The sequence below is a fragment of the Methylobacterium fujisawaense genome (assembly GCF_014138435.1).
Classification (GTDB): domain Bacteria; phylum Pseudomonadota; class Alphaproteobacteria; order Rhizobiales; family Beijerinckiaceae; genus Methylobacterium; species Methylobacterium fujisawaense.
The window spans coordinates 403,539-427,780 of sequence record NZ_JACJIM010000001.1; the positions used below are offsets into that span (position 1 = coordinate 403,539).

General features: G+C 70.6%; 26 protein-coding genes. 13 read left to right on the plus strand and 13 right to left on the minus strand.

The window, feature by feature from the left end; translation table 11 throughout:
- Positions 1 to 118 precede the first annotated feature (118 nt).
- The gene (locus GGQ91_RS01910) at positions 119 to 1,153 is read right to left on the minus strand and encodes a glutamine synthetase beta-grasp domain-containing protein (protein ID WP_043347488.1); all 1,035 of its coding nucleotides are present in this window, start codon (positions 1,151 to 1,153) and stop codon (positions 119 to 121) included.
- A gap of 335 nt (positions 1,154 to 1,488) precedes the next feature.
- On the opposite strand from GGQ91_RS01910, the gene glnA reads away from it, so the two are divergent.
- Both glnA and GGQ91_RS01920 read left to right on the plus strand, forming a co-directional pair.
- The gene (glnA, locus tag GGQ91_RS01915) at positions 1,489 to 2,898 is read left to right on the plus strand and encodes a type I glutamate--ammonia ligase (RefSeq protein WP_043385529.1); all 1,410 of its coding nucleotides are present in this window, start codon (positions 1,489 to 1,491) and stop codon (positions 2,896 to 2,898) included.
- Positions 2,899 to 3,116: 218 nt separating this feature from the next.
- On the plus strand, positions 3,117 to 3,755 hold the full coding sequence (locus GGQ91_RS01920; RefSeq protein WP_182591239.1) for a VOC family protein: 639 nt from the start codon (positions 3,117 to 3,119) through the stop codon (positions 3,753 to 3,755).
- A 164-nt stretch (positions 3,756 to 3,919) separates the two neighbouring features.
- On the opposite strand, the gene GGQ91_RS01925 is transcribed toward GGQ91_RS01920, so the two are convergent.
- Entirely contained in the window at positions 3,920 to 4,543 is a 624-nt protein-coding gene (locus tag GGQ91_RS01925) for a ribonuclease D (protein WP_043760216.1), read from the minus strand.
- 98 nt (positions 4,544 to 4,641) lie between these two features.
- Here GGQ91_RS01925 and GGQ91_RS01930 point away from each other — a divergent pair, with 98 nt between their 5' ends.
- Entirely contained in the window at positions 4,642 to 5,070 is a 429-nt protein-coding gene (locus tag GGQ91_RS01930; RefSeq protein WP_078947133.1) for a cupin domain-containing protein, read from the plus strand.
- Here the strand turns inward: GGQ91_RS01930 and yddG are convergent.
- Positions 5,067 to 5,990 (minus strand): aromatic amino acid exporter YddG, encoded by a 924-nt coding sequence (gene yddG, locus GGQ91_RS01935; RefSeq protein ID WP_182591240.1) that lies wholly within the window; start codon positions 5,988 to 5,990, stop codon positions 5,067 to 5,069. The two genes, GGQ91_RS01930 and yddG, sit on opposite strands and share 4 nt — an antisense overlap.
- A gap of 97 nt (positions 5,991 to 6,087) precedes the next feature.
- On the opposite strand from yddG, the gene GGQ91_RS01940 reads away from it, so the two are divergent.
- Complete coding sequence (locus GGQ91_RS01940) at positions 6,088 to 7,314, plus strand: glycerophosphodiester phosphodiesterase family protein (protein WP_179697659.1); 1,227 nt, start codon at positions 6,088 to 6,090, stop codon at positions 7,312 to 7,314.
- A gap of 172 nt (positions 7,315 to 7,486) precedes the next feature.
- Here the strand turns inward: GGQ91_RS01940 and GGQ91_RS01945 are convergent, their stop codons facing one another.
- The 4 genes from GGQ91_RS01945 to GGQ91_RS01960 all read right to left on the minus strand — a co-directional run bounded on the left by GGQ91_RS01945 (position 7,487) and on the right by GGQ91_RS01960 (position 10,736).
- Positions 7,487 to 7,726 (minus strand): hypothetical protein, encoded by a 240-nt coding sequence (locus tag GGQ91_RS01945; RefSeq protein ID WP_043760213.1) that lies wholly within the window; start codon positions 7,724 to 7,726, stop codon positions 7,487 to 7,489.
- 21 nt (positions 7,727 to 7,747) lie between these two features.
- Positions 7,748 to 8,179, minus strand: a complete 432-nt coding sequence (locus GGQ91_RS01950; protein WP_081948722.1) for a hypothetical protein — start codon at positions 8,177 to 8,179, stop codon at positions 7,748 to 7,750.
- 529 nt (positions 8,180 to 8,708) lie between these two features.
- On the minus strand, positions 8,709 to 9,437 hold the full coding sequence (gene phbB / locus GGQ91_RS01955; RefSeq protein WP_043347469.1) for an acetoacetyl-CoA reductase: 729 nt from the start codon (positions 9,435 to 9,437) through the stop codon (positions 8,709 to 8,711).
- 114 nt (positions 9,438 to 9,551) lie between these two features.
- A complete protein-coding gene (locus GGQ91_RS01960; RefSeq protein ID WP_043385543.1) occupies positions 9,552 to 10,736 on the minus strand; it encodes an acetyl-CoA C-acetyltransferase in 1,185 nt (394 codons plus the stop codon).
- A 325-nt stretch (positions 10,737 to 11,061) separates the two neighbouring features.
- Between GGQ91_RS01960 and phaR the strand changes: the two genes are divergently transcribed.
- Positions 11,062 to 11,652: a polyhydroxyalkanoate synthesis repressor PhaR gene (phaR, locus tag GGQ91_RS01965; protein ID WP_043385545.1), complete on the plus strand. Its 591-nt coding sequence runs from the start codon at positions 11,062 to 11,064 to the stop codon at positions 11,650 to 11,652.
- Between the two features lie 95 nt (positions 11,653 to 11,747).
- A complete protein-coding gene (locus GGQ91_RS01970; RefSeq protein WP_182591241.1) occupies positions 11,748 to 12,062 on the plus strand; it encodes a hypothetical protein in 315 nt (104 codons plus the stop codon).
- A gap of 19 nt (positions 12,063 to 12,081) precedes the next feature.
- Here GGQ91_RS01970 and rpmF read toward each other — a convergent pair whose 3' ends face one another.
- Positions 12,082 to 12,270, minus strand: a complete 189-nt coding sequence (gene rpmF, locus GGQ91_RS01975; RefSeq protein ID WP_003601373.1) for a 50S ribosomal protein L32 — start codon at positions 12,268 to 12,270, stop codon at positions 12,082 to 12,084.
- A 238-nt stretch (positions 12,271 to 12,508) separates the two neighbouring features.
- Between rpmF and GGQ91_RS01980 the strand changes: the two genes are divergently transcribed.
- A complete protein-coding gene (locus GGQ91_RS01980) occupies positions 12,509 to 12,868 on the plus strand; it encodes a helix-hairpin-helix domain-containing protein (RefSeq protein ID WP_043357356.1) in 360 nt (119 codons plus the stop codon).
- Positions 12,869 to 12,871: 3 nt separating this feature from the next.
- On the opposite strand, the gene GGQ91_RS01985 is transcribed toward GGQ91_RS01980, so the two are convergent.
- Together GGQ91_RS01985 and GGQ91_RS01990 are read right to left on the minus strand one after the other, a co-directional pair.
- Positions 12,872 to 13,555 carry a hypothetical protein gene (locus tag GGQ91_RS01985; protein WP_182591242.1) on the minus strand — a complete coding sequence of 228 codons (684 nt, stop codon included), beginning with the start codon at positions 13,553 to 13,555 and terminating at the stop codon, positions 12,872 to 12,874.
- Positions 13,552 to 13,854 carry a hypothetical protein gene (locus GGQ91_RS01990; RefSeq protein WP_075381288.1) on the minus strand — a complete coding sequence of 101 codons (303 nt, stop codon included), beginning with the start codon at positions 13,852 to 13,854 and terminating at the stop codon, positions 13,552 to 13,554. Before GGQ91_RS01990 ends, GGQ91_RS01985 begins: the two co-directional genes overlap by 4 nt.
- 141 nt (positions 13,855 to 13,995) lie before the next feature.
- Between GGQ91_RS01990 and GGQ91_RS01995 the strand changes: the two genes are divergently transcribed.
- Both GGQ91_RS01995 and GGQ91_RS02000 read left to right on the plus strand, forming a co-directional pair.
- On the plus strand, positions 13,996 to 16,875 hold the full coding sequence (locus GGQ91_RS01995; protein WP_182591243.1) for a phosphoenolpyruvate carboxylase: 2,880 nt from the start codon (positions 13,996 to 13,998) through the stop codon (positions 16,873 to 16,875).
- A 75-nt stretch (positions 16,876 to 16,950) separates the two neighbouring features.
- Entirely contained in the window at positions 16,951 to 17,322 is a 372-nt protein-coding gene (locus GGQ91_RS02000) for a thiol-disulfide oxidoreductase DCC family protein (RefSeq protein WP_182591244.1), read from the plus strand.
- A gap of 23 nt (positions 17,323 to 17,345) precedes the next feature.
- Here GGQ91_RS02000 and GGQ91_RS02005 read toward each other — a convergent pair whose 3' ends face one another.
- Both GGQ91_RS02005 and GGQ91_RS02010 read right to left on the minus strand, forming a co-directional pair.
- The gene (locus tag GGQ91_RS02005; protein WP_053609532.1) at positions 17,346 to 17,801 is read right to left on the minus strand and encodes an NfeD family protein; all 456 of its coding nucleotides are present in this window, start codon (positions 17,799 to 17,801) and stop codon (positions 17,346 to 17,348) included.
- Positions 17,802 to 17,809: 8 nt separating this feature from the next.
- Complete coding sequence (locus tag GGQ91_RS02010; protein WP_179697653.1) at positions 17,810 to 18,790, minus strand: SPFH domain-containing protein; 981 nt, start codon at positions 18,788 to 18,790, stop codon at positions 17,810 to 17,812.
- A gap of 332 nt (positions 18,791 to 19,122) precedes the next feature.
- Here GGQ91_RS02010 and GGQ91_RS02015 point away from each other — a divergent pair, with 332 nt between their 5' ends.
- The 3 genes from GGQ91_RS02015 to GGQ91_RS02025 all read left to right on the plus strand — a co-directional run bounded on the left by GGQ91_RS02015 (position 19,123) and on the right by GGQ91_RS02025 (position 22,456).
- A complete protein-coding gene (locus tag GGQ91_RS02015) occupies positions 19,123 to 20,217 on the plus strand; it encodes a glycosyltransferase (RefSeq protein WP_182591245.1) in 1,095 nt (364 codons plus the stop codon).
- Positions 20,218 to 20,330: 113 nt separating this feature from the next.
- Positions 20,331 to 21,425 (plus strand): glycosyltransferase family 2 protein, encoded by a 1,095-nt coding sequence (locus GGQ91_RS02020; RefSeq protein ID WP_182591246.1) that lies wholly within the window; start codon positions 20,331 to 20,333, stop codon positions 21,423 to 21,425.
- The gene (locus tag GGQ91_RS02025; protein ID WP_182591247.1) at positions 21,422 to 22,456 is read left to right on the plus strand and encodes a glycosyltransferase; all 1,035 of its coding nucleotides are present in this window, start codon (positions 21,422 to 21,424) and stop codon (positions 22,454 to 22,456) included. Before GGQ91_RS02020 ends, GGQ91_RS02025 begins: the two co-directional genes overlap by 4 nt.
- Positions 22,457 to 22,584: 128 nt before the next feature.
- On the opposite strand, the gene GGQ91_RS02030 is transcribed toward GGQ91_RS02025, so the two are convergent.
- Positions 22,585 to 22,767, minus strand: coding sequence for a hypothetical protein (locus GGQ91_RS02030; RefSeq protein WP_043353351.1), 183 nt, complete (start codon positions 22,765 to 22,767; stop codon positions 22,585 to 22,587).
- A gap of 177 nt (positions 22,768 to 22,944) precedes the next feature.
- On the opposite strand from GGQ91_RS02030, the gene GGQ91_RS02035 reads away from it, so the two are divergent.
- Positions 22,945 to 24,231: an efflux RND transporter periplasmic adaptor subunit gene (locus tag GGQ91_RS02035; RefSeq protein ID WP_179697651.1), complete on the plus strand. Its 1,287-nt coding sequence runs from the start codon at positions 22,945 to 22,947 to the stop codon at positions 24,229 to 24,231.
- Positions 24,232 to 24,242: the final 11 nt, after the last annotated feature.

Consider the following 24,242-nt stretch of genomic DNA (forward strand, 5'->3'; position numbering starts at 1 on the left):
TATCCTGGAGCGCTGGCACGGGTCACGGACCGGCCCACCCGATCCGGAAACGGCGAAGCCGGACCCGAGGGCCCGGCTTCGTTCGTTCTGTGAGAAGCTCTGACGCTTCCCCCGCGTCTTACGCGGCTGCAGCGGCCTCGGCCGGCACGGAAGCGATCGTCTTCAGCACCTGCGAGGCGATCTGGTAGGGGTCGCCCTGGGAGTTCGGACGGCGATCCTCGAGGTAGCCCTTGTAGCCGTTGTTCACGAAGGAATGCGGCACGCGGATCGAGGCGCCGCGATCGGCCACGCCGTACGAGAACTCGTGGATCGAGGCGGTCTCGTGCTTGCCGGTCAGGCGCATGTGGTTGTCCGGACCGTAGACGGCGATGTGCTCCTCGCGGGCGTTCTTGAACGCCTCCATGAGCTTCTCGAAATACGCCTTACCGCCGTGCTCGCGCATGAACGCGGTCGAGAAGTTGCAGTGCATGCCCGACCCGTTCCAGTCGGTGTCGCCGAGCGGCTTGCAATGGTACTCGACGTCGATGCCGTACTTCTCGCAGAGGCGCTGCAGGAGGTAGCGGGCCATCCACATCTCGTCGGCGGCCTTCTTGGAGCCCTTGCCGAAGATCTGGAACTCCCACTGGCCCTTGGCCACCTCGGCGTTGATGCCCTCGTGGTTGATGCCGGCATCGAGGCAGAGGTCGAGGTGCTCCTCGACGATCTTGCGGGCGACGTCGCCGACGTTCGAGTAGCCGACGCCGGTGTAGTACGGGCCCTGCGGCGCCGGGTAGCCGGAGGCCGGGAAGCCGAGCGGGCGGCCGTCCTTGTACAGGAAGTACTCCTGCTCGAAGCCGAACCAGGCGCCGGCATCGTCCAGGATGGTGGCGCGCTTGTTGGATTCGTGCGGGGTCACGCCGTCCGGCATCATCACTTCGCACATCACCAGCACGCCGTTCTTGCGGGCCGGGTCGGGGAAGTGGCGCACGGGCTTCAGCATGCAGTCGGAGCTGCCGCCCTCGGCCTGCTTGGTGGACGAGCCGTCGAAGCCCCACATCGGGAGCTGCTCGAGGGTCGGGAAGCTGTCGAATTCCTTGATCTGCGTCTTACCGCGGAGGTTCGGGGTCGGCGTGTACCCGTCGAGCCATATGTACTCGAGCTTATATTTGGTCATTCCGGTTCTCTCGTCCGTATCGATGCGCGACCTGGGCAACCCGGGAAGACGCGAACGGCTTGCCGCCTCGTCGACGGCTGCGGCCGCCTTCGCATGGATCGTGCCAGCAGGGCCATTGCCGGAGAACAACGGTGCCCTAGAAACGGTATGGCGCGATCACGGTTTCGAGATCGGACGCAATCGCGGACCGATCGTTCTATCCGGCCGCCGATTCCGGGGCCCGGCGGGTGGCAAGGCACGCCCGCGCCGGATATCAAGCCCCGCTTGCCGGCGCACGCGACCGCGTGCGGGTGCGCCCCGAGAGACGATTCAGAGATCCCTGGAGGATGCCCACGATGACCACTGCGGCCGAGGTGCTGAAGACGATCCGGGACAACGACGTGCGCTACGTGGACTTCCGGTTCACCGACCCGCGCGGCAAGTGGCAGCACGTCACGTTCGACGTGTCGCTCATCGACGAGGAGATCTTCGACGAGGGCACCATGTTCGACGGCTCCTCGATCGCCGGCTGGAAGGCGATCAACGAGTCCGACATGCTGCTGATGCCGGATCCGGTGACCGCCACCCTGGACCCGTTCTTCTCGGCCGCGACCATGTCGATCGTGTGCGACGTGCTGGAGCCGGCCACCGGCGAGCCCTACGGCCGCGACCCGCGCGGCACCGCCAAGCGCGCCGAGGCCTACCTGCAGCAGACCGGCATCGGCGACACGATCTATGTCGGCCCCGAGGCCGAGTTCTTCGTGTTCGACGACGTGAAGTTCGGCGCCGACCCCTACCGCACCGGCTTCGAGCTCGACTCCACCGAGCTGCCGACCAACGGCTTCACCGATTACGAGGGCGGCAACCTCGGCCACCGGGTGCAGACCAAGGGCGGCTACTTCCCCGTCCCGCCGCAGGATTCGGCGCAGGACATGCGCGGCGAGATGCTCGCGGCCATGCAGTCCATGGGCGTGAAGGTCGAGAAGCACCACCACGAGGTGGCCTCGGCCCAGCACGAGCTCGGCATGAAGTTCGACACGCTGACCCTGCTCGCCGACCACATGCAGATCTACAAGTACTGCATCCACAACGTCGCGCAGAGCTACGGCAAGTCGGCGACGTTCATGCCCAAGCCCGTCTACGGCGACAACGGCTCGGGCATGCACGTCCACCAGTCGATCTGGAAGGACGGCAAGCCGGTCTTCGCCGGCGACAAGTATGCCGGTCTCTCCCAGGAGTGCCTCTGGTACATCGGCGGCATCATCAAGCACGCCAAGGCGCTGAACGCCTTCACCAACCCGTCGACCAACTCGTACAAGCGCCTGGTGCCGGGCTACGAGGCGCCGGTTCTGCTCGCCTACTCGGCGCGCAACCGCTCGGCCTCCTGCCGCATCCCGTGGACCAAGAGCCCGAAGGCCAAGCGCGTGGAGGTCCGCTTCCCCGACCCGATGGCGAACCCCTACCTCGCCTTCTCGGCGCTGCTGATGGCCGGCCTCGACGGCATCCGCAACAAGATCGACCCGGGTCCGGCCATGGACAAGGATCTCTACGAGCTGCCGCCGCGGGAGCTGAAGAAGATCCCGACCGTGTGCGGCTCGCTCCGCGAGGCGCTCGCCAACCTCGACAAGGACCGGGCCTTCCTCAAGGAGGGCGGCGTGTTCTCGGACGACCAGATCGACTCGTTCATCGAGCTGAAGATGACCGAGGTGCTGCGCTACGAGATGACCCCGCACCCGATCGAGTTCGTGCAGTACTACTCGCTGTAAGGTGAATGCGGGCCGGGCACGATGCCCGGCCCGGATCTCTCCCAGGCCGGGGCCTCTCGCGGGGCCCCGGCCTTTTTCTTGGGGACGTTCCGCCGTTACCCATCCCCTCCTGATGTTGCGGCGCCGTCAGCACGAAGGCCGGGTCGGGACCCGCGCGGCCCCGGGAATGCCCAGGCGGCCGGCCGCCCAGGCGCTAGCGGTCACACGGAGCCCGCCCGATGCTTACCCTCGACCACCTCGTCGTCGTCGCGCCCGATCTCGCGGAAGGCGTGGCGCATGTCCGGGATTGCCTCGGCCTGACGATGCCGGAAGGTGGGCGCCACCGGGAGATGGGCACCCGCAACCATCTGATGCGTCTCGGCGACGCCACGTTCCTGGAGGTGATCGCTGTCGATCCCGAGGCGCAGGCCCCGCCGCGGGCGCGCTGGTTCGGCCTCGGCGATGCCGCACGGGTGCGGGCCGACTGGGATTCGGGCCGGCGGCTGCGCGGCTTCGTCGCCCGCACGGACGATCTCGACGGCGTTCTCGCCGCCCATGGCGCGCTCCTCGGCGCGGCGGCGACGATGACCCGCGGCGACCTGTCCTGGCGCTTCGCGGTGCCCCCGGGCGGAGCGTGGCCGGCGGACGGGGCAGCGCCGTGCGTCATGGATTGGGGGCAAAGCGGGAATCCGGCGGGGCGGATGCCGGATCTCGGCGCCGGTCTGGAGGCGCTCATCCTGACGCATCCGGATCCCGACGCCGTCACGGAGCTGCACGCCGCGCTCGGCCTCGCCGATCCGCCGCGGGTCGTGGCGGGCCCCGGCCCGCGCTGGACCGCCCGGATCACGACGCCGTCCGGCCCGCGGACGCTGACCTGAGCACGACGGACCCTCCTCGCCGGCCTGATCGGGTGGGTGACCGGCGAGGAGGGACTGGCCGGGACCCGGAAGCCCTGGCAACCACAACTTACCAGCGACACATCGCGGTGCGGTGACAGGAAAGTCTCACTCCGCACAGGAAGTGTGCAGAATCCTCCTCCTCCTCAAGTATGCGCGAAGATGTCGGTCTCGGGCCAGCCGTCGAGATCGAGGCGGGCCCGGGTCGGCAGGAAAGCGAAACAGGCGGCCGCGAGATCGCTGCGCCCTTCCCGGGCCAGCATCGCGTCGAGCCGGTCGCGGGCCGCGTGGAGGTGGAGCACGTCCGACGCCGCGTAATCGAGCTGGGCCTGCGACAGATTCTCAGCGCCCCAATCCGAGGATTGCTGCTGCTTCGACAGGTCGACGCCGACGAGTTCGCGGACCACGTCCTTGAGGCCGTGGCGATCCGTATAGGTCCGGGCGAGCTTCGAGGCGATCTTGGTGCAGTAGACCGGCATCGGCATCACCCCGAGCGCCCGATACAGGACCGCCACGTCGAACCGCGCGAAGTGGAAGATCTTGAGGATTTCCGGATCAGCCAGGACGCGCTTGAGCATCACCGGCTCCGGACCGTCTTGCGGGATCTGGACCACGTCGGCCGTCCCGTCGCCGGTGGAGAGCTGCACCACGCAAAGACGATCCCGATGCGGGTTGAGCCCGAGCGTCTCTGTGTCGATGGCCACCGCCCGGCCCGCATCGTAATCGGCGGGCAGGTCGCCGCGGTGGAGACGTACGGTGGGGCTCGGCATCTTTTTCGGACCTTACGGGTTTTTCGGCCGGTAGCATCGGCGTCCAGTGCCGGCAAGCGGTCGGCCGGACGCCGGCGCGGCGGATGGAGAGGCGGATCATGACGGCAGCCGAGGTGATCGCGACGCTGGGGCTGAAACCCCATCCCGAGGGCGGCCATTACCGCGAGACCTTTCGCGATCCCCGCACGGTGGAAGGGCGCTCGGTCGGCACGGCAATCTACTTTCTGCTGGATCTCGGCGAGGTCTCGGCGTGGCACCGCGTCGACGCCACAGAGATCTGGCACTGGCATGCCGGCGCGCCGCTCGTGATCACCACGAGCCCCAACGGGCACGACGCCACGGCCCAGCATCTCGGCCCGGATCTCGCCGCGGGGCAGCGCCCGCAATGCGTCGTGCCGACCGGCCACTGGCAGACCGCCACCAGCCTGGGCGCCTGGACGCTCGTCGGTTGCACGGTCTCGCCGGGCTTCGACTTCGCCGGCTTCGAGATGGCGCCGCCGGACTGGCGGCCGACGCCGCGGCGCTAGCCTCGCTTCGGCGCCGTCCGCGACGTCCGCGACGTCCGCACCGCCGTGAGCGCCCCCGCCACGATGAGCAGGCAGGCGACCGCCAGGGCGGGGCTCGGGCTGGCATAGCCCGCCGCCACCAGGATCAGCGTCGAGAGGACCGGCGCCGCGTAGGCCGTGACACCGAGGAGCCGCACGTCGCCGCGCTTGCAGCCGATATCCCAGAGATAGAAGGCCGCCCCCACGGGCCCGAGACCCAGCAGGAGCACGGCGCCCCATTGCACCGCATCGGCCGGCCAGACCGTCGCCTCGAAGGCCAGATGGCACGCGAGGCTGAGCGCCGCCGTGGCGAGGCAGAACCCTGCGACCGCGTCGGTCGGCACCTGCCCGACCCGGGCCGAGAGCACCGAGTATCCGGCCCAGACGAAGGCCGCCGCCAGGGAGGCCGCGTAGCCCGGCAGCGCGCCCGCAGCGAAGGTGAGATCGGCCCGTCCGGCGAACAGGGCCGCGACGCCGGCGAGACCGAGGACCGCCCCGATGAGATGGCCCGGGCGCAACCCGCCCGAGCCCGGCAGGCGGGCCGAGAACAGGACGATCAGCAGCGGCCAGAGATAGTTGATCAGCCCGGCCTCGGCCGGCGGCGCAAGGCGCAGGGCGCTGAAGTAAAGGGCGTGGTAGCCGAACAGGCCTCCGACCCCGAGCAGCCAGACCGGCCAGGGCTGGATCAGGGCGCGGGCGCGGCTCGGCCGGATGATCCAGGTCGCGCAGCCGCACAGGCCGCCGATCAGGAAGGTCATGGCGGCGAGCTGGAACGGCGGCACCGTCCCGGAGGCGGCCGTGAACAGGGCGAGCAGCGACCACAGCAGGATCGCACCGAAGCCCGCGACAGTGGCGGTTGCGCTCTGCGTGCGAAAGGTCGAGATCGATGCAGGCGCGGTCATGGCGTGCCGCTATCACGCCGCTTCCGAGTCGGCGAGACCGGGGTCACGCCGCTGTCACCGTGGCCCTCTACCGGCGACCTGAAACGGGAGGTTCGCGATGCGTGCGTTCATGATCGGGCTGGGGCTGCTCCTGGGAGCGGGACCCGGCCTCGCCGGCGAGGCCGCCCAGCTCGGGCCGCGGCCCTTCTACCTCGTCGACCAGCTGAAGCCCGGCCCGCTCAAGGACACGCTCGCCGCCTGCGGAATCGACCGGACCTACACGCCCAGGGCCTTCTCGATCTCGCATCGCGGCGCACCGCTGATGTTTCCGGAGCATACACGGGAGGGGGTGCTCGCTGCCGACCGGATGGGCGCCGGGATCATCGAGTGCGACGTGGCCTTCACCAAGGACCGCCAGCTCGTCTGCCGTCACAGCCAGTGCGATCTGCACACGACCACCGACATCCTGGCCCGGCCCGAGCTCGCGGCGAAATGCACGCAGGGCTTCACGCCGGCCGATCCGGCCACCGGCCGCAAGGCCTCGGCCAAGTGCTGCACCAGCGACCTGACGCTGGACGAGTTCAAGTCGCTGAACGGGAAGATGGACGCCGCCGATCCGGACGCCACCAGCGTGACGGCCTACATGAACGCGACCCCGCGCTGGCGTACCGATCTCTACGCCGGCACCGGCACGCTGATGTCCCACAAGGAGTACATCGCGCTGGTGAAGGGGCTGGGGCGGAAGTTCACCCCCGAATTGAAGGCCCCCCAGGTGCCGATGCCGTTCGACGGCACCTACACCCAGGACATGTACGCCCAGCAGCTGATCGACGAGTACCGGCAGGCCGGCATCCCGGCCTCCGACGTCTATCCGCAGAGCTTCCAGCTGCGGGACATCCTGTACTGGCTGGAGAAGGATCCGGATTTCGGCCGCCAGGCGATCTTCCTCGACGACCGCGACGAGACCGCGAAGGGCTTCGACCCGGAGAAGCCCGCTACGTGGCAGCCCGGCATGACCGAACTCGCGCAGAAGGGCGTGAAGATCCTGGCGCCGCCGCTCTGGATGCTGGTGCGGCCGGGGCCTGACGGGACGATCGAGCCCTCGACCTACGCCCGGGAGGCGAAGAAGGCCGGCCTGGGCCTGATCGCGTGGTCCCTGGAGCGCTCGGGCCCCCTGAAGGGCGGCGGCGGGTACTATTATCAATCGATCAAGCCGGTGGTGACCGGCGACGGCGACATCCTGCGGCTGCTCGATGTCCTGCACGGGCAGGTGGGCGTGCTGGGCGTCTTCTCCGACTGGCCTGCGACCACGACCTTCTACGCCAACTGCGTCGGCGCGCCCTAAGGGGTGCGGCTCAGTCGGCCCACAGGGCCACGAGGGAGAAGACGCCGGCCATCATGAAGTTGACGATGAGGAAGCCGGTGATGATCAGGGCGAGCGTCATGAGCGTTGTCTCGGGGTGAGCGATCCGGAGAACCGGCAGCAGCCCCTTGGGGCGCTGCCGGGGATGGGCGTCTCAGAGCGGGGAGAGCAGCAGGACGAGATGACCCAGATGGCCGAAATCGAGCGGCTTCCAGCCGAACCATCGCTGAAGCGGCACGTAGATCACGCACTGCACCCCGGCACTTCCGAGCATCGCCAAGACGAACCATCCCCAGTCCTGCGTGACCATCCCGATCGTGGCCGCGAACATCGCCGTCGTGGCGAAGATGAACGTGCTGGCGTTCCCCGGCCGCGGCGTGATGACGTCCGACATCGTCGATCTCCCTGATAGCGGTCAGCGGGCGCGGCAGTTCGGGCCGTACCAAGTCATGGTCCGGCGATCCATGCCGCCATCGGACGAGGCGCCGCAGATGGGGAAGCGGGGGTCGCCGCTCCGCTGCAGGCTAGCGATCTTGTAGAGATCCTGCCGGGCCTCGCGGCGGCGGTTCTGCTCGGCGAGCTGCGCCTGCCAATACAGGTTGCTGTTGGCCTGGGCGACGGCGCGCTGCTGATGGAGGCCCATCATGCACTCGGCAAAGCCGTCGGTGTCGGGCTCGAAGCCGAAGGCGTAGCACTGGTTCTGATCCATCGCGTGGCGCTCCTGCGGCGTGACGCAGGCGGCCAAGCCCAGGGCGCAGGCCGCGGCGAGACCGAGCTTCGCGACGGTGGGCAGCGTGCGGTTGAGGCTGCCCTCGCTCTGGCCGGCACGCGAAGCCGTGTCGCGCAAAGAACTGTCCTGGCCGCCACCGATAAAATGAACGCCGAATTTACCGTGAAACCAGTTGTTCATGACGCCCGGGACCTCGATTTCTGTCGGCAGGACCATCCGCGAGCCGATGAAAGAAGGTCTATACGAGGCAGGTCGAATTGTTCGTGTCGCAGGACACGCGGGCGCCGGGGCCGATCGCTGCCCGCAATGCCCGTTATCCCGAAGCCGCGCGGAGACCGCGCAGGCCAGGTAGGACTTTCGTCAGGCTTGCCGGGTCGGATCGTCCGCGTCGCCGATCTGCGGGATCCGCGCGGCGTCCGGCACTCGGGCGATCAGCGGGCGCCGCCGGACTCTCTCCGCGGCGACGGTCTGCACGGGCGAAGCGCGCCCCGATGGGGAACGGGCGGCGCGCCGGCTGCGCGGCGCACGCGATGAGGTGCAGCCCGAGGCGGCCGTCATCGAAGCGATCGGGCGCGAGAGGGACCGGCCGCGGGGGCCTCGGCCCTGCGTCGGGCGCGCCGGATCGATCCGGCGCGCCCGCTGGCGATCAGACGAAGTGCTGGCCGCCGTTGATGGTCAGCGTCGAACCGTTCACGAAGCCGGCCTCGTCGCTGGCGAGGTACTCGACCGCGTGCGCGATCTCGCTGGCTTCGCCCAGGCGACCCGTGGGAATCGTGGAGATGATCTTGTTGCGGATCTCCTCCGGCACCGCCATCACCATCTCGGTGGCGATGTAGCCCGGCGCGATCACGTTCACCGTGATGCCCTTGGACGCGCTCTCCTGCGCCAGGGCCTTGGCGAAGCCGATCACGCCGGCCTTGGCGGCCGAGTAGTTGGTCTGGCCGGCCTGGCCCTTCTGGCCGTTGATCGACGAGATGATGATGATGCGGCCGAAGTTGCGGCTGCGCATGCCCTCGATCAGCGGACGCGTGCAGGTGAACATCGAGTCGAGGTTGGTCTTGATGACCGCCTGCCACTTGTCGAAGGTCATCTTGTGGAAGGCGCCGTCCCGGGTGATGCCGGCATTGTTCACCAGCACCTCGATCGGCCCCAGCTCGGCCTCGACGGCCTTGATGCCGGCCTCGCAGCTCGCGAGATCGCCCACGTCGAACTTGAAGACCGGGATGCCGGTCTCGGCCTTGAAGGCGTTGGCCGCCTCGTCGTTGCCGCCGTAATTGGCCGCAACCCGATAGCCCTTGTCCTTGAGCCGCTTCGAGATCGCCGCGCCGATACCGCGAGTGCCGCCCGTGACCAGGGCGACGCGTCCTTGAGCCATTGTTTCCTCCTGTTCGCATCCCGTGATGCCGCGTGCGGATGGCGTCCGCACGCGAATTTTTGTGATCTCGGCCTTAAGTCTAAGTTGTCCAGCGGGGCTGACGCCCCGCTGCGATCAGGTCCGCTCGATGCACATCGCGACGCCCATGCCGCCGCCGATGCAGAGGGTGGCGAGGCCCTTCTTGGCGTCGCGGCGCTTCATCTCGTGCAGCAGCGTGACGAGGACGCGGGCGCCGGACGCGCCGATCGGGTGGCCGATGGCGATGGCGCCGCCGTTGACGTTCACCTTCGCGTCGTCCCAGCCCATGTCCTTGTTCACCGCCAGCGCCTGGGCCGCGAAGGCCTCGTTGGCCTCGATCAGGTCGAGGTCGGACGGCTTCCAGCCGGCCTTCTCCAGGGCCTTGCGAGAAGCCGGGATCGGGCCGGTGCCCATCACCTTGGGATCGACGCCCGCGGTCGCCCAGGACTTGATCTTGGCGAGCGGGGTCAGGCCGCGGCGCTCGGCCTCCGAGGCCGACATCAGCACGAGGGCGGCGGCGCCGTCGTTGAGGCCCGAGGCGTTGGCGGCCGTCACGGTGCCGTCCTTGGCGAAGGCCGGCTTCAGCTTGGCCATGGCCTCCAGGGTGGCGCCGTCGCGGATATACTCGTCGGTGTCCACGACGGTGTCGCCCTTCTTGCCCGGCACGGTGACGGGGACGATCTCGTCCTTGAAGCGGCCCTCCTTGCGGGCGGCCTCGGCCTTGTTCTGCGAGCGGGTCGCGAACTGGTCCTGCTGCTCGCGGGTGAGCTGGAAGGCCTGGGCGACGTTCTCGGCGGTCTGACCCATGTGGTAGCCGTTGAAGGCGTCCCAGAGCCCGTCCTTGATCATCGTGTCGACGAGCTTGACGTCGCCCATCTTCTGGCCGCCGCGCAGGTACTGCGCGTGGGGCGAGAGCGACATCGATTCCTGGCCGCCGGCGACGATGACCTTGGCGTCGCCGTTGGCGATCTGCTGCATGCCGATCGCGACCGTGCGCAGGCCCGAGCCGCAGACCTGGTTGAGGCCCCAGGCGGTGGCCTTCTCGGGAATGCCGGCCTTGATGGCCGCCTGACGGGCGGGATTCTGGCCGGCGCCCGCGGTGAGGACCTGGCCAAAGATCACCTCGTCCACATCGTCGGGCGAGACCTTGGCCCGCTCCAGGGCGGCCTTGATGGCGGTCGCACCGAGCTCATGGGCCGGCACCGCCCCGAAGGCGCCGCCGAACGAGCCGACCGGCGTGCGCGCGGCCCCGACGATGACGATCTCTTCGCTGCCTGCCATGTGAACGTTCTCCTCTCGCGAGCCGGCGCGCCTTCCACGTTTTGGGGCGCGCTCTGTGCCGGCCCTGGGATGAAGGGCTTGAGATGGGCGAAGTCAAGGTTGTCTATCAAAGCGCCAAAACGTGCCGATGACGCGTCCGCGAAACTGAAATGGCGCTCCGGCCCCACACCCTCTGCATTATTCTGCGTTGAAGAGGTGCAGTTTGCTGTTTTCTGCGCCCCGGGAAGGCTTTAAGGATCGTGCTGCGGGCGCGAAGACAGCCCCGCCAGACTGCACCGCGCGTCTGCAACGCCCCCCGGTCCCGAGTCCAGAAAGGCCGTTCCCGATGGCGGATACCGTCAAGGCCACCCAGACCGTCATCAAGAAGTACGCCAACCGGCGCCTCTATCACACAGGTACCTCGACCTACGTGACGCTGGAGGACCTCGCCACGATGGTCCAGAACGGCGAGGATTTCGTCGTGTACGACGCGCGCACCGGCGACGACATCACCCGCTCGGTCCTCACGCAGATCATCTTCGAGCAGGAGAACAAGGCCGGTGCCGAGAACCTGCTCCCGGTGGCCTTTCTGCGCCAGCTGATCCGCTTCTACGGCGACAGCATGCGCACAATGGTGCCGAGCTTCCTCGAATTCTCGATGGCGAATTTTGCCAAGGATCAGGACGGGCTCCGCGAGAAATTCGCTCAGAGCTTCGGTCCGTCGGCGTTCCAGAACGCGATCGAGCAGCAGGTGCGCACCAACATGAACTTCTTCGGCGACGCCATGAAGATGTTCACGGGCTTCGGGCCGCCCGCCCCCGGGACGCAGCCGCCGGCGCCGACCCAGCCCACGCCCTATGCCGGGGGCGAACTGGACGATCTCAAGCGCCAGATGCTGGAGATGCAGCAGCGGCTCGAAGCGCTGGCGAAAAAGTAAATTCCCGTCGGCGCGACCGAACAAAGGGTTGACGATTAGTAAACACCGGCCCCACCTTTGCAACATCGGCACGGAAACGTGCGAAAGGTGTGCGCATGGTGCGTATCGGAACAGTCAGCCGTCTCGGCCCGACACAGGTCCGCTCCACCCGGCGCAAGCCGGTGTCGGAGCCGGACGCGTCTCCGGAGCCGGCCGAGACCGCAGCCCAGGCGCTTGTGGTGATTGACGGGGGGCGGTCCGAGGGGGAACCGGAGGGTCGGTCGGCGGATCGCGCGGGCCGAGGAAGACCCCGCGCCGGCTTTGTCGCCCAGCTGCTCACGGCCGACGATCCGACGCTGCTGCCGTCACGCCTGACACGGACCCAGATGGCCGCCGCGCGCTACGCGGAGGCCGCGCGGCGCCTCGCCTGAGGCGCCGCTTTCGCGAGGCTCAGGCCTCGGCGGACTTCACCTTGAGAACCTGACGGCCGCGATACATGCCGGTCTTCAGGTCGATGTGGTGCGGACGGCGCAGCTCGCCCGAATCCTTGTCCTCGACATAAGTCGGCGCCTTCAGGGCGTCGGCCGAGCGGCGCATGCCGCGGCGGGAGGGGGAAGTCTTTCGCTTCGGAACGGCCATGGCAGGATCCTTCGTGACGCCGCGGACAAAGCGGCGCGCGGGCGGCTCCTCAATCGAGGATCGCCACGCACACCGCGGGATACGGATGAGGGCGGGCTTATAACTCCGGCGCCGGCCCGTGGCTAGGGGTGCAGAACCACAACCGTTAAGCGCGGGCGTTAAGCGCGGGTTCAAGCAGGCCGTCGCAGATCTGCCACGACGGCACCGCGCAGCGGGCCGCGTCCTTCGGGAGAACGCCATGGCTTCCTCCACCAAGACCCTCGCCCTTCTCGCCCTCCTGTCGAGCCTCGTGGCGGCCCCCGCCCTGGCGCAGGCGCCCCAGACGCCGACGACCGCAGCGCCGACGGCCCCCGCGAAACCCATGGCACCGAGCGCACCGGTGGCCGGATCGCCCAACGCCGCAAAGGGCGCGCTCATCGACCTCAACAGCGCCAGCACCGAGGAACTCGACGCCCTGCCGGGTATCGGCGCGGCGCGCGCGGCCGCGATCATCAAGGGGCGGCCGTATCGCGGGAAGGACGATCTCGTCTCCAAGAAGATCATCCCGAAGACCGTCTACGACGGCATCAAGGACAAGGTCATCGCCAAGCAGAAGTAGCCGCTACTCGGCGATCGCCCCCTGAGGCATGGAGAAGCCGGGGGGCGTCTTCGGGGCCGCGGCGGCCTTCGGCGCCGCGTGCCGGGGCGCCTTCTTGCGGGCTTCGGCCTTCGGCTCCTTCGGCGCCTTGACGGCGGGCGGGGTCTCGCAGGCGCGGAAGGTGAGCTGCGCCAGCGGCGTGCCCTCCTCGGTGACGATCGCGATCGGATCGGGGAAGGTCGGCAGCGTCGGCTGCCAGCGAATCGGGCCGCCGAGCATCGCCTCGATTCCCGCCGGGGCGCCGCCGCGCCGCAGCGTCGTGAAGTCAGGCCCGTAGGCGGTGGCGACCTTCCCGGCAATCACGACCTGCAGCACCTCGTTCAGTTCGGGCGTCAGCGGCCTGAGCGGGTTCGTCGTGCGGATCTGCCCGGACCGCGTGATCACCATCTTGAAGCCCTTGCCGCTCTCGAAGCGGGCCGCCTGGGTCCCACAGGGCTGCTCGAGGGTCGGGCCGGCCGCCGGCGTCGGGCTCGTCGCCTGAGGGGCACTCGGCTCCGGGGCGGGAGCCGGCGCAGCGGGCGCGGTCTGTGCCGGAACGTCCGGCGCAGGCGGCTTTCCGCCCGGCGCGGCCGAAACGGATTGCGCCATCGTCAGGTAGAGGGGGCCGGCCAGCAGCAGACCGGTCGCCCCGCGCAGGCTCACCGTCATCGGCTGCCTCCGGACGGATCGCGGTGGAGCGCCTCGCTGCGCTGCGTCCTGTCGAGGGCGCGGATCGGTTCCAATTCCATCGCTTCCAGATCGAGCACTCGCGGATCGAGCACCTGTGCGCTGCGGTCGATCGGGCTCCTGCGGGGACCGACCGAGCCGATGAGCAGATCCTCGTCCTCAAGATCGAGGTCGGAGCCCATGCGCAGGGGCTCGCGCCGGCCGCGAGCCACCATCGCGGCGACGGCGACGACGGCGATGGCGAAAACCAGGATGGCCAGGATGATGAACAGGCGCTCCATAAGGCGGCAAGCTCTAACCTGCGGTTCAGGCCGCCGCCACCCCGTCGCGTGTCCGATCGCGTCCCCGATCGCGTGCGGAACGCTCCTTGCGTGCGCCGCCGGACCGGGTAGATGCGGGCAGACCGGAGCCGGGACCGACCGATGCAGCACGAGCCGAGCCGCGAGCCCGAGGAACTGGAGGCGCACCTCCTCGGACTGATTGAGGCTGCCCGGGAACAGGCCCGGGAGGACCCGTTCCGCAATCCCGTCCTGGCGGTGACCCTGGCGATCACCCGGCGGTTCGACAGGAACGAGATCTCGGCAGGCGACCTGGACGGCCTGTTCGTGCGCCTGCGCGCCGAAGCCCTGGCAGCCCGGGCGGAGCGGCTGCGGGCCTATGTCGGGCTCGATGCCAGCCCCGAGGATCCGCAGGCGGGGATTCCCGCCCGTCTCGTGGCGGCAATCCCCGACCGGTCGGACAGCGTCGAGGCCTTCGCGGCCCTCATCCACCGCACCGCCTTCGCGGTGGTGTTCACCGCCCATCCCACCTTCGGCATGCCCCGGGCCGTCGCCGGCCTCCTCGCCGAGGCCGCGAGCCTGCCCGACGCTGCGGCCCGCGCCGGGCTGATCGAACGGGCGGCGACTTTGTCCACGCGGCCGGACGCGCCGATCACCCTCGATGTCGAGTTCGAGCAGGCCTGCGCGGCGGCCAATAACGGGCGGCTCGCCCTCGACGCCTTCAACGGCGCCCTGCTCGACGCCGCCCGCACCCGCTGGCCCGACCGCTGGACCGAACTGACGCCCCGCCCCTTCGCCATCGCCAGCTGGGTCGGCTGCGACACGGACGGGCGGACCGACATCGGATGGTGGGACACTCTCCGCTACCGGCTGATCTCGAAGCGGATGCAGTTCGACCGGGTGATGCGCGATCTGCCCGCGAGTCCCGCGTGCCGGGAGGTCCGTGCCCTCGCCGAGAACGCGCTGGCGGCGGTGAACCGCCAGCTCACCGTGGCACCGCGCCTCGGCGACCAGCCGTCCCTCGAGGCGGTGCACCGCTTCGCCCTGGCCCTCATCATCGAGCGCGAGCGCGCCCAGACCGACGCGGGCGCCCTCGTCGCCGCGCTGACCAAGGCCCTCGAGGCTGCCGACGACGGGGCCGACAGACGGCGGATCGCGGTCCTGCGCGCGGGCGTCGCGACGCACGGCCTGTCGAACGCCCTGCCGCATTTCCGGCTGAACGCCAGCCAGATCCACAATGCGGTACGCCGGGTGATCGACCTCGAAGGCGAGCCCACCGACGCGGCCCGGCGCCGCTCGCACCTCGCGACGATCCACACCCTGCTGAACGATGTCCGGCCGGTCGCCGTCGATTTCGGGGCGCTCGCGGCCGAGCGGGCCTCGGCCGCCCGGCTGATGATGACGATCGCCCAGATCCTCAAGCACGTCGACGGCACCCATCCGGTGCGCTTCCTCATCGCCGAGACCGAGACCGGCTACACCCTGCTGGCCGCCCTCTGGCTGGCGCGGCACTACGGCATCGCCGACAAGCTGGAGATCACGCCGCTGTTCGAGACGGCGAGCGCCCTCGAACAGGGCATCCGGGTGCTCGACGACGCCCTGCGCAACCCCCACTGGCGCCAGTATCTCAAGCGCATCGGCCGGCTGACCGTGCAGTTCGGCTATTCCGATTCGGGCCGCTATGTCGGCCAGCTCGCGGCGACCTTCTGGATCGAGCGGCTGCGGCTGCGCATCACCGAGATGCTGGTCCAGAACGGCCTGTCCGACGTCGAGCTCGCGATCTTCGACACGCACGGCGAATCGATCGGGCGCGGCGCCCATCCGACCTCCCTGCGCGACCGCCTCGCCTACCTCGCCCCCGAGGATGCGCGGGACCGCGCCCGCAAGGCCGGCATCCGGGTCCGGCTCGAATCGAGCTTCCAGGGCACCGACGGCTACCTGCTGTACGGCACCGAGGCGCTGGCCCGCGCCAGCGTCGCCCGCATCGCCGAGCACGTCTACGCGCTCGACGTGACGGAGGAGGATTCGTTCTCGGACTACGCCCTGAACGACCATCCCAAGGCGGCCGACGCCAAGGTCGATCCGATCTACGCCGAGCCGGATTTCGCCCTCGAATTCTTCACCGCGGCCCGCCAGGACATGGAGGCGCTGGTCGACGATCCGGGCTACGCCGCCCTGCTCGGCACCTTCGGCCCGAGCCTGATCGACCGGACCGGCTCACGTCCGGTGGCACGCCAGACCGACAATGGCGGCCCGGCGCGGATCACCCATCCGCGCCAGATGCGGGCGATCCCCAACAACGCGATCCTGCACCAGCTCGGCTTCCTGGCGAATTCCCTGCACGGGATCGGCCGGGCCGCCCAGCGCGGCCCGGACCTGTTCCGCGACATGCGCCGCGATTCGGTGCGCTTCTCCCGGGCCTTCCGGCTGGTGCAGCACGCCGCCTCGGTGGGCGACCTCGACGTGCTGCGCGCCTATATCGACACCCTCGATCCGGCCGTGTGGCTGGAGCGGGCGCGGCGCACGCAGAAGGATTTCCGCCGGGACGAGCTGGTGGTGATCTCCGGGGCCCTGGAGCGCCTCGACCTCGCCCCCGCGCTCCGGAACCTGTTCGGACGCCTGACCCGCGACTGGCTCGCCCTGCGCGCGGCCGCCCCGGACCTTCCCGCCATGTCGGCGCGGCTGACCCTGCTCCACGCCCTGCGGCTCGCGCTGATCCACCGGATCTGGTTCCTGGCGGTGCACATCCCGGGTTTCCGGCCCCAGGCGGGCATCTCCCGCGAGCAGCTGCTGGAGCGCTTCCTGCGGCTGGACATCGACGGCTGCCTGAAGCTCCTCGACGCGATCTTCCCGATCACGCCGGATCCGACGCTCGGCCTGAACTTCGGCGAGCCGGCCGGCCCGCGGGACGTCGGCACCTACGAGGCGGAGCACGCCAACCTGTTCCAGCCGATCCGCCGGATGTTCGACCAGGTCCGCGAGATCTCCGGGATGATCCAGCACGAGGTCGGCGCGTTCGGATGACCGCGACGCCGTCCCGCAGGCCGGGGCCGGACGCGCGATCTGGCCCGACCTCGGCGCCGGCCTATATCGTCGACCATGGAACAGGTCGTCGTCTGGTTCGATGGAGGCTGCCCCCTCTGCCGGCGCGAGATCGCGCTGATGCGCCGGCTGGACCGGCGCGGCGCGATCACCTTCGTCGACGTGGCAGAGGATGCGGACACCTGCCCGGCCTCGCGGGCGGACATGCTGGCGCGCTTCCATGCCCGCGAGGGCGAGTCCGTCTTCACCGGCGCCGCGGCCTTCGCGGCGATGTGGCGTGCGATCCCGGTTCTGCGCCCGCTCGGGCTCCTCGCGCGGTCGGGCCGCGTCCTGCAGGTCCTTGGGCGTCTCTACGGCGTGTTCCTGAGGGTCAGGCCCCGGCTGCAGCACCTCGCCCGGCGACTCGAACGGCCCCGGGCCTCAGCCTGAGGCGGGGATCCGCGGAGACGCGCTCACGCGACCTCCACCTGCAGGATCGTCCCGCGAATGGCCGTCACCCGAACCCGTGCCCCGGCCGGCAGATCGGGTCCCTCGACCCGCCAGAGCGTATCGTCGAAGCGGATGCGGCCAGCCCCCTGCACGATCGGCTCGTCGAGCACGCCGGCGCGCCCGATGAGGCCCCTGTCGGCGCGGTTCAGCGCGGGAGCCGGCGGTCCGGCACCCCGCCGCTGCAGGCGCGCCGCGACGGCGACCAAGCCGACGGCCAGCACCGCGAACAGCAGGGTCTGACCCTGCCAGGGCAGGGGCAGCGCGGCGGCGGCCACGCCCGTCGCGACGGCGGCGAGGCCGAGCCAGATCAGGAAGACGCCGGGCAGCAGGATCTCGGCCCCCGCCAGGGCCAGCCCGGCGATCACCCAGCTCCAGGCGGGCCCGAGAGCCGCGACGGCGTCGGCGACGGAGGCGGGCATCGCCGGCGTCAGGTCCGCGGCGGGGCGACGTTGGGCGGCGTTCCGGTGCGCCTGGGCGCCGAGGGACCATCGCCGAACACGGTGCGGGTGAGTTCACCGATCCCGCCCAGGGTGCCGGCGAGAGCCGCCGCCTCGATCGGCACCACGACCACCCGCTGGTTCGGCGCGGTGGCGATCGCCCGTACGGCCTCGACGTATTTCTCGGCCACGAGGAAATTCGCCGCCGCGATGTCGCCCTCCGCGATCGCCCGGCTGACCATGCCGGTCGCCGCCGCCTCGGCCTCGGCGGAGCGCTCACGGGCCTCCGCGTCGCGGAAGGCGGCCTCGCGCCGGCCCTCCGCCTCCAGGATCGCCGATTGCTTGCGTCCCTCGGCCCGGAGGATCTCGGCGGCGCGCTGCCCCTCCGCCTCCAGGATCGAGGCGCGCTTCTCGCGCTCGGCCTTCATCTGGCGGGCCATGGCCCCGGCGAGATCGGCCGGGAGCACGATATCCTTGATCTCGATCCGGTTGATCTTGACGCCCCAGGGCGAGGCCGCCGCATCCATCACCCGGAGCAGGCGTTCGTTGATCTCGTCACGGTGGGCGAGGAGCTGGTCGAGATCCATCGCGCCGACCACGGTGCGAATGTTGGTCATCGTCAGGGTGGTGGCGGCGAGGTCGAGGTTCGAGACCTCGTAGGAGGCGCGCGCCGCGTCGAGCACTTGGTAGAACACCACCGCGTCGATGGTGACGCCGGCATTGTCGCGGGTGAAGGCCTGCTGGCTCGGCACGTCGATCACCTGCTCCATGACGTTCACCCGCCGGCCGATCCGCTCGACGAAGGGGGTGATCAGTCCGAGGCCGGCATCGAGGCTGCGGGCGTAGCGGCCGAAACGCTCCACCGTGTAGACGTAGCCCTGTGGGACGATCTTCACGCCCGCGGCCAGGGTGATGACCGCCAGCGCCGCAACGCCCACCGCGAAGACGCTCAGCCCGAACGGCAGCCCCATCGACACCCTCTCCGTCCCGGCCGCGCGTCCGGCGCGCGAGACGCAGCCTAGCAGGCCGAGGCGCGCCTCGCGACCGCGGTCCTGGACAGCCGAGAAACGGGGCCGCCGCGGCCCGGCGTGAACGGGCCCCCATTCATTTCGATCATCTTTGGTTCAGGCCGCGGCGCTTAGGAAGTCGGCAAGCGTCGCGTTCGTCGTCGCTCCAGACCCTCCAACGCAACGCTTGTTGAAGAAACATTCGGCATGATCCCCGCCACCCTCGCCGCGGAAAGAAGTTCTTTCGCGCCGCTGCGGGCGGCAGAAATCCCCACCCAACCGGATCCGGTGCGCGCGTGAAGATCGCTGTCCTCGCACATCTGAAATACCCGATCGGCCAGCCCTATGCCGGCGGCTTGGAGATGCACACGCATCTCCTCACCGTCGCGCTGAAGCGGCACGGGCACGACGTCACGCTGTTCGCCAGCCGGGGCTCGGACCCGGCGCTCGATCCCGTGATGCTCTGCGATCCCACCGGGGACGCCCTCCTGGACCCGGACCGCGAGGAGGCGATCGACCGGGCGGAGCACGAGGCCTACCGGCGCATGATGGAGATGGTTGCGGCCGGGGGCTTCGATCTGGTCCACAACAATTCCCTGCACGCGCTGCCGCTGCGCGAGAGCACCCGGATCGGCCTCCCCTGGGTGACAGTGCTGCACACGCCGCCGTTCGAGTCCCTGGTCGCCGGCATCGTCGACGCCGATCCCGACATGGCCTTCCTCGCGGTCTCGCCGTCGCTGGCGCAGGAATGGGCGCATCTCGTCCCGAACGCGCAGGTGGTCGACAACGGCGTCGATCTGTCGACCTTCGTGTTCTCGGAAGTAGCCGACGTTCCGGCCTTCGCCTTCTGGTCGGGCCGAATCGTGCCCGAGAAGGGTCTGCACCTCGCCATCGACGCCGCCCGCGCCGCCGGGCTGCCGCTGACCTTCGCCGGCCCGAAGCTCAATCCCGGCTACTGGGCCGCCGAGATCGCCCCACGCATGGGGCCGGACCTGACGCATCTCGGCCATCTCGCGCACCGGGATCTGGCCCATCATCTCGGCCGGGCGCGGGTCGCGATCGTCTCGCCCCGCTGGGAGGAGCCCTTCGGCCTCGTCGTGGCGGAGGCGCTCGCCTGCGGCACCCCCGTGGCCGCCTTCCGCCGTGGCGCCATGCCCGACATCCTGGACGCGTCCTGCGGCCGCCTCGCCCGTCCGGACGATCCGCAGGATCTCGCAGTGGCCATCCGGGAGGCCGCCGGCCTGTCGCGCCGGGCCTGCCGCGACCGGGCCGAGGCGCTCTACGACGCCACCGCCATGACAGGACGCTACCTGGAAGCGTACGATGCGGTGATCGCGCGCTGCGCCGAGCGGGCGCGGCCCGCCCTGCGCGTCGCCGGAGGACGCGGCTGAGCGGCGCAGATACGCGCGCCGTGCCGCATTTCCGCACCCGAGCCCGGAGCCCGGCGGCTCGACGCCCCGCCCCCGACCTCCGCGGCGCATGACGGTGCCACGGGAGACCTGACATGACCACGGACGCCGACCATCCGGCCCCCCTGCCCTGCGTCGTCTGCATTCCCGCCCGGAACGAGGCCGAGCGCCTGCCCCGCCTGCTCGCCTCCCTGGCCGCGCAGGAGGGCGTCTCGGCACGGGCGCCCCTCAGGGTTGTGGTTCTCACCAACAACTGCACGGACGGGACCGTCCAGGCGGTGCGGGACGTCGAAGCCTCCGGCATTCTCGCGACCCTCGCCCTCCGCCTGACCGACGTCGAGCTGGCCGGCGCTGAGGCCCATGTCGGCACGGCCCGGCGCATGGCGCTGGAGGCCGGGGCCGACTGGCTGGAGGCCGACGGACAGCCGGACGGAATCCTCCTCACCACCGACGCGGATGCCCGCCTGCCCGCCGACTGGGTGACGGCGAACCTGCGCGCGTTGGAGGCCGCGGACGTCGTCGGCGGCCGGCTCGTGATCGACGAGGACGGCACCGCCGATCCCGACCTCGTGGCTCTGCACGCACGCATCGAGCGCTACTGGTCCGGTGTCCGCCGCCTGGAGGATCTCCTGGACCCGCCGCCGCACGATCCCGCCCCCCGCCACGGCGACCATACCGGGGCGAGCCTCGCCGTTCCGGCCGTCCTGTACCGGGCGGTCGGGGGACTGCCGGCGCTGCCCTGCGGCGAGGACAATGCCCTCGTCGGGCTCCTGCGCGCCAACGGGGCGCGCCTGCGCCACTGCCCGGAGGTGCATGTGCTGGTCTCGTCCCGCCATCAGGGGCGGGTCTCGGGGGGCATGGCCACCGAGATGCTGCGCCGCGCCCGTGTCCTTCACGGAGAGGCCTACCTGCTGCCGGAGGCCGCCCATTGGCAGGCGCTGATCCTGCGCCGGGCGGCGCTGCGCCGGGCCTTCCATCTGGACCCCGAGGCCCGCGTCGCAGCCTGCGGGCGGCTCGGGCTTGCCCCGGAGGATCTCGCCTCCGTCGGCGCCTGCCCCAACGACATCGCCTTCGTGGAGCGGGCCGACCGCATCCTCGAATCCCGCAGCGCGCCGGCGCGGGAATGTGCCCTGGATCAAGCGGTCGCGGATCTCGACGCCCTCGCCCTTTCCCTGAAGGCCGCCGCGTGACCCGCGGCATCGGCTGGTACGTCCACCACCAGGGCGCCGGCCATCTCCAGCGCGCCCGGGCCGTCGCGGGGGCCCTGCCTCGATCCTGCACGATCCTCGGTACGCTCGCCGGCTTCGACACCGCCGGCCTCGACGTCGTCGACCTGCCCGATGATCGCCCCCTCGGCGCCGCGGCCTTCGACGGCCGGGACGGCGAGGCCGAGCGGCCGGAGTCGCTCCACTACGCCCCTCTGAACCATCCCGGCATCCGCGCCCGGATGGCACGCATCGCCGCCTGGGCGGAGCGAACGGACCCGGCCCTGCTCGTGGTCGACGTCTCGGTGGAAGTCGCGCTCCTGGCGCGCCTGCTGTCGGTGCCGACCCTGGTGGTGCGGCTTGCCGGAACGCGGACCGACCGGCCGCACCTCGAAGCCTTCCGCAGCGCCACGCGACTGCTGGCGCCCTTCCCCGCCGCGCTCGACGGGTCGTCCGTCCCGGACTGGGTCCGGGCCAAGACGCTGTATGCGGGCTTCCTCGGCGCTCCGGCCCAAGGGCTCACCGAGGGCAGCCGGGACATCGTGGTGGTGTTCGGCCGCGGCGGCACGGGGGGCAGCCTCGCGGATCTCGCCGCGGCGGCGCGGGCGGTGCCCGACCGGCCCTGGCACGTCCTCGGGCCGGTCTCGGGCAGCGGCGAGACGCCGGACAACCTGCACCTGCACGGCTGGGTCCCCGACGTCGAGGCGCGGGTGGCGCAGGCGGCGCTACTGGTTGGCGGCGGCGGCGACGGTGTGGTCGCGCTCGCCGCCGCGCAGGCGAAGCGCTTCCTCTGCCTGCCGGAGGAGCGGGCCTACGGCGAGCAGACCGAGAAGGCGGAGGCGCTGGCGCGGCTCGGCGCCGCGATCGTCCATCCGGGCTGGCCCCCGGCCTCGGCCTGGCCGGGCCTGATCCGGGACGGCCTCGCCCTCGACCCGGCGGTGATCGGCGCCCTGCACGATCCGGATGCGGTCCGGGGCTGCGCAGCGGCGATCGAGGCGTTGGTGCGGCACCTCTGAATGATCGGCCCGCGACGGTCCGGGGCGGGCGTCCTTGCGGGCGCAGCGAGGCGGGAGAGCGAACTCCGTCTCTAAACGCACCGCCGCCGAAGCGAAGCTCGCTCCGGCGGACGTGTTTCAGGTTGGGCTCAGGAGATCAGATCGAGCTTCGCGGCCTCGATCCCGTCGGCGCGGATCGCGTCCGGCAGCGAAGAGAAGTCACGATATCCCGCCTCGCGCGCCATCGCGTCGAGGGCCGTCTGCTCGTCATCGGCCGCCCCGGTCCAGAGCACGGCGCCGCTCTTTGTCTGCCTAATCTGGAAAATGCTCATCGATCCCTCCCCGGTCGCGAAAAGACCTTCACGGTATTAACGTCGCCGTTCGTCGCCGGTTGCAGGGGGACCGAACGCAACAGCCGCGGTTCGTCGGCGCCAATCCCCTGCGGCGCGAGGCCCGGCGACGGCATCGCGCAATGGCGCTATTCTCATCCGCATCCAGGATGACTCGCCATGAAAACGCCGACCTGCCCGGCGAGGGAGAGACAAGATCAATCGAGCGCCGATTGTGAGGCCCCCGTCGTGAAGTATGTCCGTTGGCGCGCGTCCCGCCTCAGTCTCCTGTGCGGGCTCGCGATCCTCGCCGCGGCGCCGGCCCGGGCCGTCGAGACTGCCGCCGTTCCCGACGCGGCCGCCATCGCCCCGGCGGTGACCGTCGTGCCGGCCGAGAGCCGCGAGATCGTCGAGCGGGCCGTCGTCACCGGCACGCTGGTCCCCCGGGACGAGATCCTCGTATCCCCCGAAGTCGAGGGCCTGCGCATCACCGACCTGCTCGTCGAGGAGGGCGACCGCGTCACCAAGGGGCAGGTCCTCGCCAAGCTGTCGCTGGAGATGATCGCCACGCAGGAGGCCTCCAACGCCGCGGCGATCGCCCGGGCCGAGGCGGCCATCGTCCAGGCCCGGAGCCAGATCGTCCAGGCGGAGGCCGCCAACGTCGAGGCGCGGCAATCCCTGGAACGCGCCCAGGCGCTGGCCAAGACCGGCAACGCCACCGCGGCCGTGCTGGAGCAGCGCGTCTCGGCGGCCCAGGGGGCGGAAGGGCGCCTCGCCGCCGCCAAGGGCGGTCTGCAATCCGCCCAGGCCGACCTCGCCACCGCCCGCGCCGCGGGCTCCGAGATCGCCCTGCGGCGGGCCCGCACCGATATCCGCGCCCCCGAGGCCGGGATCATCAACCGCCGCACCGCCCGGATCGGGGCCACCGCCACCGCGGCGGCCGAGCCGCTGTTCCGGCTGATCGCCCGGGGCGAGATCGAGCTGGAGGGCGAGGTGCCCGAGACGTCCCTGGCGCGCCTCCAGGTCGGCAATCCGGCGAGCCTCGACCTCGACGACGGCCGCCGCCTCGCCGGCACGGTGCGCCGGGTCTATCCGGAGGTCGACCGGGCGACGCGGCTCGGCAAGGTGCGCATCCGCCTCGGCGACGATCCGGCCCTGCGCATCGGCGCCTTCGCCCGCGGCAACGTGGAGATCGCGCGCCGTACGGGCATCGCCGTGCCGGTCTCCAGCCTGCTCTACGCCGCCGACGGCCGCGCCAGCGTCCTCGTGGTGAAGGACGGGCGCGTCGAGGCGCGGGCCGTGACCACGGGCCTCTCCGCCGAGGGCTTCACGGAGATCCGCGCGGGCGTCGCCGCCGGCGAGAGCGTCGTGGCCCGCGCCGGCAGCTTCCTGCGCGACGGCGACCGGGTACGCCCCGTGCCGGCTGCCGCCAGCAGCACGCCGATCGCCGACGCGGCCCCGCGGTAGGACGAGTCGAA

Coding starts and splice junctions, on each gene's coding strand:
- GGQ91_RS01910 (WP_043347488.1), bottom strand. CDS start 1,153: ATGACCAAATATAAGCTCGAGTACATATGGCTCGACGGGTACACGCCG.
- glnA (WP_043385529.1), top strand. CDS start 1,489: ATGACCACTGCGGCCGAGGTGCTGAAGACGATCCGGGACAACGACGTG.
- GGQ91_RS01920 (WP_182591239.1), top strand. CDS start 3,117: ATGCTTACCCTCGACCACCTCGTCGTCGTCGCGCCCGATCTCGCGGAA.
- GGQ91_RS01925 (WP_043760216.1), bottom strand. CDS start 4,543: ATGCCGAGCCCCACCGTACGTCTCCACCGCGGCGACCTGCCCGCCGAT.
- GGQ91_RS01930 (WP_078947133.1), top strand. CDS start 4,642: ATGACGGCAGCCGAGGTGATCGCGACGCTGGGGCTGAAACCCCATCCC.
- yddG (WP_182591240.1), bottom strand. CDS start 5,990: ATGACCGCGCCTGCATCGATCTCGACCTTTCGCACGCAGAGCGCAACC.
- GGQ91_RS01940 (WP_179697659.1), top strand. CDS start 6,088: ATGCGTGCGTTCATGATCGGGCTGGGGCTGCTCCTGGGAGCGGGACCC.
- GGQ91_RS01945 (WP_043760213.1), bottom strand. CDS start 7,726: ATGTCGGACGTCATCACGCCGCGGCCGGGGAACGCCAGCACGTTCATC.
- phbB (WP_043347469.1), bottom strand. CDS start 9,437: ATGGCTCAAGGACGCGTCGCCCTGGTCACGGGCGGCACTCGCGGTATC.
- GGQ91_RS01960 (WP_043385543.1), bottom strand. CDS start 10,736: ATGGCAGGCAGCGAAGAGATCGTCATCGTCGGGGCCGCGCGCACGCCG.
- phaR (WP_043385545.1), top strand. CDS start 11,062: ATGGCGGATACCGTCAAGGCCACCCAGACCGTCATCAAGAAGTACGCC.
- GGQ91_RS01970 (WP_182591241.1), top strand. CDS start 11,748: ATGGTGCGTATCGGAACAGTCAGCCGTCTCGGCCCGACACAGGTCCGC.
- rpmF (WP_003601373.1), bottom strand. CDS start 12,270: ATGGCCGTTCCGAAGCGAAAGACTTCCCCCTCCCGCCGCGGCATGCGC.
- GGQ91_RS01980 (WP_043357356.1), top strand. CDS start 12,509: ATGGCTTCCTCCACCAAGACCCTCGCCCTTCTCGCCCTCCTGTCGAGC.
- GGQ91_RS01985 (WP_182591242.1), bottom strand. CDS start 13,555: ATGACGGTGAGCCTGCGCGGGGCGACCGGTCTGCTGCTGGCCGGCCCC.
- GGQ91_RS01990 (WP_075381288.1), bottom strand. CDS start 13,854: ATGGAGCGCCTGTTCATCATCCTGGCCATCCTGGTTTTCGCCATCGCC.
- GGQ91_RS01995 (WP_182591243.1), top strand. CDS start 13,996: ATGCAGCACGAGCCGAGCCGCGAGCCCGAGGAACTGGAGGCGCACCTC.
- GGQ91_RS02000 (WP_182591244.1), top strand. CDS start 16,951: ATGGAACAGGTCGTCGTCTGGTTCGATGGAGGCTGCCCCCTCTGCCGG.
- GGQ91_RS02005 (WP_053609532.1), bottom strand. CDS start 17,801: ATGCCCGCCTCCGTCGCCGACGCCGTCGCGGCTCTCGGGCCCGCCTGG.
- GGQ91_RS02010 (WP_179697653.1), bottom strand. CDS start 18,790: ATGGGGCTGCCGTTCGGGCTGAGCGTCTTCGCGGTGGGCGTTGCGGCG.
- GGQ91_RS02020 (WP_182591246.1), top strand. CDS start 20,331: ATGACCACGGACGCCGACCATCCGGCCCCCCTGCCCTGCGTCGTCTGC.
- GGQ91_RS02030 (WP_043353351.1), bottom strand. CDS start 22,767: ATGAGCATTTTCCAGATTAGGCAGACAAAGAGCGGCGCCGTGCTCTGG.
- GGQ91_RS02035 (WP_179697651.1), top strand. CDS start 22,945: ATGAAAACGCCGACCTGCCCGGCGAGGGAGAGACAAGATCAATCGAGC.